Source organism: Streptomyces sp. NPDC047079, assembly GCF_040643755.1.
Classification (GTDB): domain Bacteria; phylum Actinomycetota; class Actinomycetes; order Streptomycetales; family Streptomycetaceae; genus Streptomyces.
In genome coordinates this window covers 309,999-322,251 of the sequence record NZ_JBEYUZ010000004.1, presented here as the reverse complement: position 1 = coordinate 322,251, position 12,253 = coordinate 309,999, and the positions used below count along the sequence as shown (strand labels likewise).

The following is a 12,253-nucleotide window of genomic DNA, read 5'->3' as shown; positions in this document are numbered from 1 at the left end:
CCGCATCCCTTGACACCGGAGGGCCCGTTGTCCCGCTTCGCGCTCATCAAGGCAGTGCTCGGACCGATCATGCGCCTGATGTTCCGCCCACGGGTGGAGGGCGCGGAACACATCCCGGGAGACGGCCCGGTCATCCTGGCCGGCAACCACCTGACGTTCATCGACTCGATCGTGCTGCCGATCGTGACCACGCGGCAGGTGTTCTTCATCGGCAAGGACGAGTACGTCACCGGCAAGGGGCTCAAGGGCAGGCTCATGGCCTGGTTCTTCACGGGCGTCGGCATGATCCCGGTGGACCGGGACGGCGCGAACGGCGGGGTGGCCGCCCTGATGACCGGCCGCCGGGTGCTGGAGGAGGGCAAGATCTTCGGTATCTACCCGGAGGGCACCCGCTCCCCCGACGGCCGTCTGTACCGCGGCCGCACCGGCATCGCCCGCCTCACCCTGATGACCGGCGCCCCGGTGGTCCCCTTCGCGATGATCGGCACGGACAAGCTCCAGCCGGGCGGCCGCGGTATGCCGCGGCCGGGCCGGGTCACCGTGCGCTTCGGTGAGCCGATGGAGTTCTCCCGGTACGAGGGGATGGACCGGGACCGCTATGTGCTGCGGGCGGTCACCGATTCCGTCATGACCGAGGTCATGCGGTTGTCGGGGCAGGAGTACGTGGACATGTACGCCACGAAGGCGAAGGCCGCGTAGCGGGTGCCGGGGGCGCCTCGGCGGCGCCGGGGTCCGGGTGACGGGGCGGGTGCCGGTGCGTCGTGGCGCATCGCGCCCGCGCGGCGGAGCCGCACATCGGCACGGTCCCGCTCCCCTGCCGGGGCGCGGTCGCCTCGTTCACGACGGGCTGTCCAGCCGTCGGCCGCGCAGCAGGAACCACGCCGCCACCGCCGTCGCCAGCAGGACCGCCGCGCCCGCGCCCGTGGCCAGCCTCAGGCCCTCGACGAAGGTGTCGCGGGCCGCCGACAGCAACGCCTCGCCGGTGCCCGTGGGCAGGTGCCGCGCCGCCTCGACCGCGCCGCCCAGCGATTCGTGGGCCGCGGCCGGGGTGCCCGCCGGGGCCGTGAAGTCGCGGTAGACGCCGGTCACGATCGAGCCGAGCAGGGCGATGCCGAGGGCCGCGCCGAGTTCGTACGCCGTCTCGGAGACCGCCGAGGCGGCACCCGCCTGCTCCTTGGGCACGCTGGAGAGGATCACATCGGCGGTCACGGTGAACGACAGACCGGCGCCCACGCCCACGACCAGCAGTGCGGACCCGATCAAGGGGTAGCCGGTGGACCGGTCGAGCAGGGTGAGGGCGGCCAGCGCCAGCCCCACGGCGGCGAGCCCGCCGGAGACCACCGCGCGCACCGAGAAGCGACGGGCCGCCGCGCCCGCGACGAGCCCCGCCGCCACCGCGCCGACGGCGGCGGGCAGTTCGGCGAGGCCTGCCTCGAAGGGCCGCCTGCCCTGCACCAGTTGCAGATATTGCGAGAGGAAGAAGACCAGGCCGGACATGCCGAGGACGGTCAGCAGGTCGGCGAGGACCGCCCCGCTGAAGCCGCCGCGGCGGAAGAGCCGCATGTCCAGGAGCGGCACCGCAAGCGTCAGCTGACGTCGTACGAAGCCGGCGAGCGCCGCGGCGCCGAGGACACCGGTGGCCGCGACCGCCGAGGTGAGACCGTGTGCGGCCGCCTCCTTGACCGCGTACACGACGCCGACCATGCCGACGAGCGACAGCCCGACGCTGATCAGGTCCCAGGGGCCGGGGTTCGGGTTGCGGGACTCGGGCAGCGTGCGGATGCCGACGAGGACGAGGACCACCATCACGGGCACGTTGATGAGGAAGACCGAGCCCCACCAGAAGTGTTCGAGCAGGAAGCCGCCGGTGATGGGGCCGACCGCGGTGCCGGCCGAGGCGGTGGCACCCCAGATGCCGACCGCGAGGCTGCGTTCGCGCGGGTCGTGGAAGATGTTGCGGATCAGGGCCAGCGTGGCGGGCATCAGGGTCGCGCCCGCGACACCGAGCAGCGCCCGCGCGAGGATCATCGTCTCCGGCGTCGCCGCGTAGGCGTTGAGGACGGATATCAGGCCGAAGGCCGTGGCGCCGCCGAGCAGGATCCGTTTGCGGCCGATGCGGTCGCCGAGGCTGCCCATGGACACGAGCAGCCCGGCGATGACGAACGAGTAGACGTCGCCGATCCACAGCAGCTGGGTGCCGGACGGCTGCAGGTCCTCGGTGATGTAGGGGGTCGCGAGGCCGAGGACGGTCGCGTCCACGGCCACCAGCAGCACGGCGAGCACGAGCACCGAGAGCGCGAGCCACCGCTCCGGTCGCTTCTCCACCCGCGGCGCGAGCGCCGGCTGCAAGGTGCTGGTCATGGTTCCTCTCTCCTGAGGGCGCCGCCGAGGAACATCTCGACGATCATGTAGGTGAAGTCCTTGGGGGCCAGGCGGCCCTCCGACAAGGCCCAGGCGCCCGACGCCAGCAGGCCGTACAGCGCGTCGGTGAGCCAGGCCGGGGTGAGGTCGATACGGAACTCGCCGCTGGACTGGCCGCGCCGGAACAGCGCGGCCATCCGGGCGTCGATCCGGGCCCAGCCCGCGTTCTGTACCGCGCCCTCGTAGAGCTGGTTCTCGCTGTAGAGGAAGGCGAGGAGGGCCGCGGCGGGCTCGATCTCCGTCACGAAGCGGCGCAGGGCTTCCTGAGCCGAGCCGTCGTCGAGCCGTGCGGCGTCCAGCGCCGCCTCGCACTCCTCGATACCGAGTGCCTCCAGGGCCCGAACGAGCGCGTCGCGCCCGGCGAAGTGGCGGTGCAGCGTGGCCCGGCTGATCCCGGCCGCCTTGGCGACCTCGTCCATGGTGGCGGTGGATTTCCGGGTGAGCAGGGCGGCTGCGCTGCGCAGCACGTGGTCACGATCGACGGCCATGAGACGAGGATAGCGCATATGAGACATCATTGTCTCAGACAATCCGTAAACGTCTCAGCAGCCGCGAGTTTCGGGGAAGATCAGTGCCAGGGCAGCTGTCCGCGTCGCTCCCAGTACGCACGCGGTTCCTCGGCGAGGGCTTCCAGCCGGGCGAGCTGGTCCCCGTCGAGGTCGACGACGGCGGCGTGCAGGTTGGAGGCGAGCTGGTCCGTGGTGGCGGCGCCGGAGAGGACGACATCGGCCCAGGGCCGGCGCAGGATCGCGGCGAGGGCGACCGCGTCGGAGCCGAGCGATGTCTCCTCGGCCACGGCCTTCAGCGCCCCCGGGGCGTACTGGCCCGCCAATCGGCCGTTGGCCATGCCCTCCTTGACGAGCACGGTGAGCCCGGCGTCGTGGGCCTCCGCGAGGGCGGGGGCCGCCGAGGTCTCCAGGAGGTTGTACGTGGACTGGACGGTACGGAAGAGGGGCTCACCGTCGACGGTCACGGCGAGCGCGGCGCGGATCGTGTCGGCCTGCGCCGGGCCGCTGGTGGAGAAGCCGATGGTCAGGCCCTGCGCCGCGGCCTCGGCGAGCTTCGCGTGGAGTCCCCTGTCGGTGAGCGCCGGGCTGCCGGGGGTCACCGAGTGGATCTGGTAGAGGTCGAGCCGGTCGCCGAGCAGGGCGGCGGTCTCGGCACGCTGCCGCTCGTACGTGGCGACGCTGTGGTCCTTGACCTCGTGCTGCTCGGCGTCGGTGGTCCAGCCCGCGGTGTAGGTGTAGCCCCACTTGCTGCCGACGACGACGTCGTCGATCCCGGGGCGGGCGTTCAGCCAGTCGGCGAGGAACTCCTCGGAACGGCCGTACGAGCGGGCCACGTCGAAGTAGCGGACACCCTGGGCGTAGGCCGCGTCCAGCAGTTCGTGGGTACGGGCGCGCAGGGCGTCGACGCTGCGGACGGCCGGGAGGTCCTGCTCCCGGCCCAGGTTGATGTACCCGGGGCGACCGACGGCGGCCAGACCCAGGCCGAGGTGGCAGGTGGGTGTCGTGGCCGAGGCCAGTCGGGCGAAGGGCATCGCGGGCTCCCGTTCGGTCGGCTCCTTGCGGCTCGGACCCAACGTAGCCCGCGCCGCCCCTCCCCGTACGCCCGCTACTTCCTCTGCCGCGCGGTGGCCCACGCGTGCTGCGCCGCCACGTCCGCCTTCACCTCGGCGAGCTGGACGGCGACCGCACTTGGGGCCGTTCCGCCGCGGCCGTCGCGGGAGGCGAGGGCACCGGGGACGTCGAGGACGGTACGGACCTCCGGGGTGAGATGGGCGCTGATCTTGGCGAACTGTTCGTCCGTCAGCTCGTCCAGCTCCTTGCCCTCGGCCTCCGCGGCCTTCACGCACTCGCCGGCGACCTCGTGCGCCACCCGGAAGGGCACACCCTGCTTGACCAGCCACTCGGCGATGTCCGTGGCGAGCGAGAAACCGGCCGGGGCCAGCTCCTCCATGCGCTCGCGGTGCACGGTCAGCGTGGCCATCATGCCCGTGAAGGCCGGGAGCAGGATCTCGAGCTGGTCGATGGAGTCGAAGACCGGTTCCTTGTCCTCCTGGAGGTCGCGGTTGTACGCGAGCGGCAGGGCCTTGAGGGTGGCGAGGAGACCCGTCAGATTGCCGATCAGACGGCCGCTCTTGCCGCGCGCCAGCTCCGCGATGTCCGGGTTCTTCTTCTGCGGCATGATCGAGGAGCCGGTGGAGAAGGCGTCGTGGAGGGTGACGAAGGAGAACTCCTTCGTGTTCCAGATGATGACCTCCTCGGCGATCCGGGAGAGGTTGACGCCGATCATCGCGGTGATGAAGGCGAACTCGGCGGCGAAGTCGCGGGAGGCCGTGCCGTCGATGGAGTTGCCGACGCTGCCGCGCTCGAAGCCGAGGTCCTCGGCCACCGCCTCCGGGTCCAGGCCGAGGGAGGAGCCCGCGAGGGCGCCGGAGCCGTACGGCGACACGGCGGTCCGCTCGTCCCACTGGCGCAGCCGCTCGGCGTCCCGGGAGAGGGACTGCGCATGGGCGAGCACGTGGTGGGCGAAGAGCACCGGCTGGGCGTGCTGGAGGTGGGTGCGGCCGGGCATCGCCACGTACGGGTGGGCCTCGGCCAATCCGATCAGCGCGTCCTGGAGGTCGGCGATCAGGCCGCCGATGACGCGGGCGTGGTCGCGCAGATACATCCGGAAGAGGGTGGCGACCTGGTCGTTGCGGGAGCGGCCCGCGCGCAGCTTCCCGCCGAGGTCGGGGCCGAGGCGTTCGAGGAGGCCGCGCTCCAGGGCGGTGTGGACGTCCTCGTCGGCGATGGTGCCCACGAAGTCTCCGGAGGCCACGTCGGCTTCCAGCCGGTCGAGGCCCGCGATCATCCGGGTCAGCTCGTCGTCCGTGAGAAGCCCCGCCTTGTGCAGCACGCGCGCGTGGGCGCGGGAACCGGCGATGTCGTACGGCGCGAGCCGCCAGTCGAAGTGGACGGACGCGGACAGCTTGGCCAGGGCCTCGGCGGGACCGTCGGCGAAACGGCCGCCCCAGAGCCGTACGTCACCGCTGTTGCTGCTCAACTCTGTGCTCCTCGGAAGGTGGGGATGTGCCACCGCCTCCCCACCCGGGAGTGAGGAGGCGGCGGTCAGGCTCATGCGTGTCTGTCGGGCGGTGCCAGGGGCCCGCGCCCTACGCGAGGTCCCGCTTGGCGGCGATCTTGGACGACAGGCTGTAGATGTCGATGAAGCCCTTGGCCGCGGACTGGTCGAACGTGTCGCCGGTGTCGTAGGTCGCGAGGTCGAAGTCGTACAGCGACTCCTGGGAGCGCCGGCCGGTGACGACCGCGCGGCCGCCGTGCAGGGTCATACGGATGTCCCCGGAGACGTGCTGGTTCGCTTCGGCGATGAAGCCGTCCAGGGCGCGCTTGAGCGGGGAGAACCACTGGCCGTCGTAGACCAGTTCGCCCCAGCGCTGCTCGACCTGCCGCTTGTAGCGGGCGAGTTCACGCTCGACGGTGACGCTCTCCAGCTCCTGGTGGGCGGTGATCAGGGCGATCGCGCCCGGAGCCTCGTACACCTCGCGGGACTTGATGCCGACGAGCCGGTCCTCGACCATGTCGATCCGGCCGATGCCCTGGGCGCCGGCCCGCTCGTTGAGCTGCTGGATGGCCTGGAGGACGGTGACGGGCTTGCCGTCGATGGCGACCGGGGCGCCCTCCTTGAAGGTGATGACCACCTCGTCGGCGTCGCGAGGCTCGGCCGGGTTGGAGGTGTACTCGTAGATGTCCTCGATCGGGGCGTTCCAGATGTCCTCGAGGAAGCCGGTCTCGATGGCCCGGCCGAAGACGTTCTGGTCGATGGAGTACGGGGACTTCTTGGTGGTCGCGATCGGCAGGCCCTTGGCCTCGCAGAAGGCGATGGCCTTGTCGCGGGTCATCGCGTAGTCACGGACGGGGGCGATGCACTTGAGGTCGGGGGCGAGGGCGACGATGCCGGCCTCGAAGCGGACCTGGTCGTTGCCCTTGCCGGTGCAGCCGTGGGCGACCGTGGTGGCGCCGTGCTTCTTGGCGGCGGCGACCAGGTGCTTGACGATCGTCGGCCGGGACAGGGCGGAGACCAGCGGGTAGCGGTCCATGTAGAGGGCGTTGGCCTTGATCGCCGGGAGGCAGTACTCGTCGGCGAACTCGTCCTTGGCGTCGGCGACCTCGGCCTCGACGGCACCGCACGCGAGCGCTCGCTTGCGGATGACGTCCAGGTCCTCCCCGCCCTGACCGACGTCCACGGCGACGGCGATGACCTCGGCGCCGGTCTCCTCCGCGATCCAGCCGATGGCGACGGAGGTGTCCAGACCGCCGGAGTAGGCGAGTACGACGCGCTCGGTCACGGGTTTCTCCCTCACAGTGCATTCGCTGATATGCATGAGTATGCAGGAGGCTGCATGGTTCGTCAATCCCATCGGGGTCGTGGCGAGGGTTCGAGAGGAGATCTCAGAACTCCGTGAACCGCCGAAACGGCTTGCCCGTATCTCTCGCCGGGGCCTGGACTGCCTGGCCGCCTACTCCCTGGCCGCCTGCACGCTCACCGAGTGACGTGACAGGCACCGTGGCCGCCCCGCGCGCCGGCCGGGGCGGCCACGGACCCCCCCGAAGGGCCCAGCGGAAGCCGCAATTCCTTAGACAGGCGAAAGATCTCAGCCGATAATCGGCGGCATGGGAAAAACCTATGAGCGCATAGACGGCAGACTGCGGACGTTCATCGAGGCACAGCCCCTGTTCTTCACCGCCACCGCCCCCCTCGCCGCCGACGGCACGGTCAACCTCTCCCCGAAGGGGCTCAAGGGGTCGTTCGCCGTCGTCGACGACCTCACCGTGGCCTACCTCGACTTCGCCGGATCCAACGCCGAGACCATCGCGCACCTGCGGGAGAACGGCCGGATCACCCTGATGTGGTGCGCCTTCCAGGGACCTCCGAACATCGTGCGGGTGCACGGCCGGGGGGAGCCGGTCTTCCGCGACGACCCGCGCTTCCGGGATCTCCTCGCGCACTTCCCGGACATCGCCCCGGCCCCGCACGGCCTGCGCGCGATCATCGTCGTGACCGCGGAGCGGATCCGGGACACCTGTGGCTACGCGGTTCCCTTCATGGCGTACCAGGAGGACCGCGATCTGCACGCCAAGCGCTTCGCGCGCGAGGACGACGCCTCCCTCGATGCGTACTTCCGGAGGAAAGAACACATCGGAACCAGCCTCGACGGCCTGCCGGGACTGCCGTTGCCGCTGCCGCCCTCTACGTTCTGAGCCATGCGCTCCGGTGTCGTCGCCGCCCTCGCCTCCGCTCCCCTCCTCCTGCTGCTCGCTGCCGCGCCGTACCCCGCCGGGGAGGTCCCGCTCCCCGGGCGGATGGCGGACACCGGCGGCGGCAGCCAGCTGATCACCGCGCAGGCGCCCACGGCCGCCGCGACCTCTGGCACGGTCACCTGGTGGGACCGCCGGGGCGGGCAGTGGGTGAAGGCGGGTTCGGCGGCCGCGCGCTTCGGCGCGCGGGGCCTGGTGGAGGGCGGCTCGCGCACACAGGGCACCAGCACGACTCCTACGGGGCTGTACGACCTGCCGTTCGCGTTCGGCATCGCGGCGGCCCCCGCGGGGACCAGGGTGCCCTACCGCCGGGTGCACCAGAGCTCCTGGTGGTGCCAGGACAACGACTCGCGCTCCTACAACCGCTGGACGGAGCCCCTCCCCGCCGACTGCCGGGCCTCGGAGGCGGAACACCTCAGCGCATACGACCCGCAGTACTCCCACGCCATGGTCATCGGCTTCAACTACCACGCCCCGGTGCGCGGACGCGGCGCCGGGATCTTCCTGCACGTCAACGGCAAGGCGGCGACGTCGGGCTGTGTGTCGGTGCCCGGCGACGCGATGCGGCGGATCCTGGCCTGGGCGGATCCCGCGCGGGCGCCGCACATGGCCATCGGAACGACCACCGGGGCCACCGCGCTCACGCGCTACTGACCCCGCCCCGGGGCCCGGGCGCCCGTCCCGCGGTCACTCGCCACCGGCCCCGTCACCCGGCAGCCGTACGGTGAACGCCGTCGCGCCGGGACGGCTGTCCAGCTCCACCGTCCCCCCGTGCGCCTCCGCCACCGCCGCCACGATCGACAGGCCCAGCCCCGCACCGCCGCCGGGGTGGTCCGGGCGCCGGCGGTGGTCGGCCCGGGTGAAGCGTTCGAAGACGCCGGGGCGGATGTCGCCGGGCACTCCGGGGCCGTCGTCGTGGACCGTGAGGACGGCCGTGGTGCCCTCGGTCTCCAGCGATACGACCACCCGGGTGCCCACAGGTGTGTGCAGACGCGCGTTGGCCAGCAGATTGGCCAGCACCTGCTGGAGCCGGTGGGTGTCGCCGGTCACCGTCACCGGCTCCTCGGGCAGCTCCATCGTCCAGCGGTGCCCCGGGCCCGCGGCGCGCGCGTCCGTGACCGCGTCGAGGACCAGTCGGGTGAGGTCGACGGGACGGCGCTCCAGCGGGCGGCCGGCGTCCAGCCGGGCCAGCAGCAGCAGATCGTCGACCATTTCCCCCATGCGCGCCGACTCGGCGGCGATCCGCTCCAGGGCACGGTTCACCTCGGACGGGACCGGGACCGGGTGCAGCAGCGCCAGTTCGGCGTGGCCGCGGACCGAGGCAACCGGAGTACGCAGCTCGTGACTGGCGTCGGCGGCGAAGCTGCGCAGCCGTTCCTCGCTCGCGTGCCGCTTGGTCAGCGCGTCCTCGACATGGCCGAGCATGCGGTTGAAGGCGGTGGCGACGCGGCCCACCTCGCTGCGCGGATCGCCCTCGGGGGCGCGCGGCGGCAGCGCGACCTCACCGCTGGCGAGCGGCACTTCGCTGACCCGGACGGCGGTGTCGGCGACCCGGCTGAGCGGTCGCAGGGACCAGCGCACCCAGACGGCGCCCGCGACCCCGGCGACCGCGAGTGCCGCGCCGAAGACGACGGCGGCCACGAGTTCCAGCCGGTGCACCGCGGCCTCCACCGGTTCCAGCGGAAGCCCGGTGACCAGGACGTCGCCGTCGCGGCCGGTCGCCGCCGTCATCCGGTAATCGCCCAGGGCCGACAGATGGACGCTGTGGCCCCTGCCGTCCGTGCGGACGGCCGCAAGCGTGCGCTCGTCCCGGGCGCTCAGCGGGGCGCTCAGACCGGTGCTCTGGGTGCCGGGGCGCACGACCGCCGCATTGGTGACCGTGTCGCCGACCAGCCGGGCGCCGAAGGTGCCGGCGGACTGCTTGCGTGTGTCACCGTGTTCGTCGCCGTCGTGGTCCGACGGTGCGACGGCGTGCTCGAGGCTCGCCGGGAACCGTGCTCCGACATCGCGCAACTGCTGGTCCAGCCTCCCGGTGAGGAAGCCGTTCAGCTCCACGACGGCGGCGACCCCGACGGCGGCGCAGCCGAGCGCCAGCAGCACGACGAGCCCGGCCGTGAGCCGGGCCCGCAGGGTCCGCGGCCGGGGCACGCGCCGCACGCGCCGTACCGCCGCCGACAGCACGGCCTTCACCGGGCCACCGGCTTGAGCACGTATCCCGCCCCGCGCACGGTGTGGATCATGGGCTCGCGGCCGGAGTCCACCTTCTTGCGCAGATACGAGATGTACAGCTCCACGACGTGGGCCTGGCCGCCGAAGTCGTACGACCACACCCGGTCGAGGATCTGGGCCTTGCTGAGCACGCGCCGCGGATTGCGCATCAGGAAGCGCAGCAGTTCGAACTCGGTGGGCGACAGCTCGATCAGGTCACCGGCCCGGGTGACCTCCCGGGCCTCCTCGTCCATGACCAGGTCGCCGACGGCGAGCCGGGGGCCCTCCTCGAGCTGCCGCGCCATGCCGGCGCGGCGCAGCAGTCCGCGCAGCCGGGCGACGACCTCCTCCAGGCTGAACGGCTTGGTCACATAGTCGTCACCGCCCGCGGTGATGCCGGCGATGCGGTCCTCGACGGCGTCCCGGGCGGTGAGGAACAGCACACACACATCCGGCTTCACCCCGTGCAGGGAACGCAGTACCCCGAAACCGTCGGTGTCCGGCAGCATCACGTCCAGGACGACGGCGTCGGGCAGGAGGTCCCGTGCCTGGGCGACGGCGGCGGCCCCGTCGTCGGCCGTGCGCACGTCCCAGCCCTCGTAGCGCAGGGCCCCGGACAGCACCTCGGCGAGGTCCGGGTCGTCGTCGACGACAAGGACGCGCACGGGCGTGCCGTCGGGACGGGAGAGCGCGGGGCGGCCGGATCGTGGTGTGTTCATCGCACTTACCAGGATGACCCCTGTCGGAGGCGGCCGGTGCCGCCGGAGCCTCTGAGTTCGCTATGAGCGCCCGGCACCGTGCGCCACGAGTGCCCGGCACCCCGCCCCGAGTGACCGGCGCGCAGCCACCCCCGCAGGCTGCTCCGGCTCAGGAGTGACTCATGTCCCTCAGAGCGTCCTCAGAACTTCCGCCTGCACAGTTGCGTTCTCGACGCCCGAAAGGAACCCCTCATGACCACGGTGTACCGGCAGCAGGCGCCGCCCGTGCCGCCGATCGTCCGGCGCTCCCCCGCTTCCCCGCTGCTGGGCGCCCTGTGGGCCGGGGCGGCCGCCGTGGTCACCCTGTGGTGGCAGAACACCCAATCGGTGGTGGGCACCGCCGGCTGGCTCACCGGGGCCGGACGGATCGCGGGGCTGTTGTGCGGATACGCCTGCGCGGTCCTGGTCGGGCTGATGGCCCGGGTTCCGCTCCTGGAGCGGCGGATCGGCTCGGACCGGGTGTCACGCTGGCACGCGATGGCCGGGCGGTACACGGTCTGTCTGCTGGTGGCGCACATCGTCCTGATCATCGCCGGGTATGCCGCTCAGGACCGGGTCTCGCTTGTGCGCGAGACGCTCACGGTGGTCCTCGACTACCCGGAGATGATCAAGGCGACCCTCGGGACGGTCATCCTGTTCGCGGTCGGGATCACGTCGATGCGCGCCGTCCGCCGACGGACCGGCCACGAGTTCTGGTACTACGTGCACCTCCTGACCTACGCCGCGGTGTTCCTGGCCTTCGGCCACCAGCTGGCACTGGGCGCGGAGTTCGCCGGGAGCGCCCTCGCGCAGGGTGTCTGGTACGCGCTGTACCTGGGTGTCGCGGCCCTCGTGGTGTGGTTCCGGGTCCTCGGCCCGGTGCGGCTGAACCTGCGGCACCGGCTGCGGGTGGAGGCGGTGCACCAGGAGGCGCCGGGCGTGTGGTCCGTGGTCGTGCGAGGCCGGCGGCTGGACGAGCTGGGCGCGGAGCCGGGGCAGTTCTTCCGCTGGCGGTTTCTCACGGAGGGCCTGCGCTGGACCTCGACGCCGTACTCCCTGTCCGCACCGCCTCGCCGTACGCAGCTGCGCATCACCGTCAAGGCGCTCGGCGACCACAGCACGTCGGTCGCCCTGCTGCGGCCGGGCACCCGGGTGTGGGCGGAGGGCCCGTACGGAGCGCTGACCGCCGACCGGCGGACCACCGGCAAGTCGCTGCTGATCGCGGGCGGAGTCGGGATCACCCCGCTGCGCGCCCTGTTCGAGACGCTGCCGGGCGAGGTGACGCTGCTGTACCGGGCGCGCTCGGCCGAGGACCTGGCACTGGGCGGCGAGCTGGAGGCCATAGCCCGGTGGCGCGGCGCCCGGGTGCTGTACGCCCTCAACGGCGAGGACGGCTCGCGCCCGCGTCTGACACCGGGCGCGCTGCACGGCTCGGTGCCCGAACTCGCCGACCACGACGTCTTTCTGTGCGGTCCGCACGGGTTCGCCGAGGACATGTACGAGGCGCTACGGGCGGCCGGGGTCCCGGACCGCCGTATCCATCACGAGTCGTTCGAGCTGTGAGGG

Annotated in this window: 12 protein-coding genes; 5 read left to right on the top strand and 7 right to left on the bottom strand. The window is 72.1% G+C overall.

Annotation, left to right across the window (positions count from 1 at the left end):
• Positions 1–9 precede the first annotated feature (9 nt).
• Positions 10–699: a lysophospholipid acyltransferase family protein gene (locus ABZ823_RS08465; protein ID WP_361655517.1), complete on the top strand. Its 690-nt coding sequence runs from the start codon at positions 10–12 to the stop codon at positions 697–699.
• Between the two features lie 138 nt (positions 700–837).
• Here ABZ823_RS08465 and ABZ823_RS08460 read toward each other — a convergent pair whose 3' ends face one another.
• From ABZ823_RS08460 to ABZ823_RS08440, 5 genes are all read right to left on the bottom strand, one after another.
• Positions 838–2,361, bottom strand: coding sequence for an MFS transporter (locus ABZ823_RS08460; protein WP_361655514.1), 1,524 nt, complete (start codon positions 2,359–2,361; stop codon positions 838–840).
• Positions 2,358–2,909 (bottom strand): helix-turn-helix domain-containing protein, encoded by a 552-nt coding sequence (locus ABZ823_RS08455; RefSeq protein WP_361655511.1) that lies wholly within the window; start codon positions 2,907–2,909, stop codon positions 2,358–2,360. The genes ABZ823_RS08460 and ABZ823_RS08455 overlap by 4 nt, the downstream gene beginning before the upstream one ends.
• 80 nt (positions 2,910–2,989) lie before the next feature.
• Entirely contained in the window at positions 2,990–3,961 is a 972-nt protein-coding gene (locus ABZ823_RS08450; protein WP_361655508.1) for an aldo/keto reductase, read from the bottom strand.
• Between the two features lie 74 nt (positions 3,962–4,035).
• Entirely contained in the window at positions 4,036–5,469 is a 1,434-nt protein-coding gene (gene argH, locus ABZ823_RS08445) for an argininosuccinate lyase (RefSeq protein ID WP_361655506.1), read from the bottom strand.
• A 109-nt stretch (positions 5,470–5,578) separates the two neighbouring features.
• Complete coding sequence (locus ABZ823_RS08440) at positions 5,579–6,772, bottom strand: argininosuccinate synthase (RefSeq protein WP_361655503.1); 1,194 nt, start codon at positions 6,770–6,772, stop codon at positions 5,579–5,581.
• Between the two features lie 34 nt (positions 6,773–6,806).
• Between ABZ823_RS08440 and ABZ823_RS08435 the strand changes: the two genes are divergently transcribed.
• The 3 genes from ABZ823_RS08435 (at position 6,807) to ABZ823_RS08425 (ending at position 8,396) form a co-directional block, all read left to right on the top strand.
• Positions 6,807–6,977: a hypothetical protein gene (locus ABZ823_RS08435; RefSeq protein ID WP_361655500.1), complete on the top strand. Its 171-nt coding sequence runs from the start codon at positions 6,807–6,809 to the stop codon at positions 6,975–6,977.
• 120 nt (positions 6,978–7,097) lie between these two features.
• A complete protein-coding gene (locus tag ABZ823_RS08430; RefSeq protein ID WP_361655498.1) occupies positions 7,098–7,685 on the top strand; it encodes a pyridoxamine 5'-phosphate oxidase family protein in 588 nt (195 codons plus the stop codon).
• Positions 7,686–7,688: 3 nt separating this feature from the next.
• A complete protein-coding gene (locus ABZ823_RS08425; RefSeq protein ID WP_361655495.1) occupies positions 7,689–8,396 on the top strand; it encodes a L,D-transpeptidase family protein in 708 nt (235 codons plus the stop codon).
• A 33-nt stretch (positions 8,397–8,429) separates the two neighbouring features.
• Here ABZ823_RS08425 and ABZ823_RS08420 read toward each other — a convergent pair whose 3' ends face one another.
• Positions 8,430–9,932, bottom strand: coding sequence for a HAMP domain-containing sensor histidine kinase (locus ABZ823_RS08420; protein ID WP_361655492.1), 1,503 nt, complete (start codon positions 9,930–9,932; stop codon positions 8,430–8,432).
• Positions 9,929–10,669, bottom strand: coding sequence for a response regulator transcription factor (locus ABZ823_RS08415; protein WP_361655489.1), 741 nt, complete (start codon positions 10,667–10,669; stop codon positions 9,929–9,931). The genes ABZ823_RS08420 and ABZ823_RS08415 overlap by 4 nt, the downstream gene beginning before the upstream one ends.
• Before the next feature lie 231 nt (positions 10,670–10,900).
• On the opposite strand from ABZ823_RS08415, the gene ABZ823_RS08410 reads away from it, so the two are divergent.
• Positions 10,901–12,250, top strand: coding sequence for a ferric reductase-like transmembrane domain-containing protein (locus ABZ823_RS08410; RefSeq protein WP_361655486.1), 1,350 nt, complete (start codon positions 10,901–10,903; stop codon positions 12,248–12,250).
• The last annotated feature ends 3 nt before the right edge of the window (positions 12,251–12,253 follow it).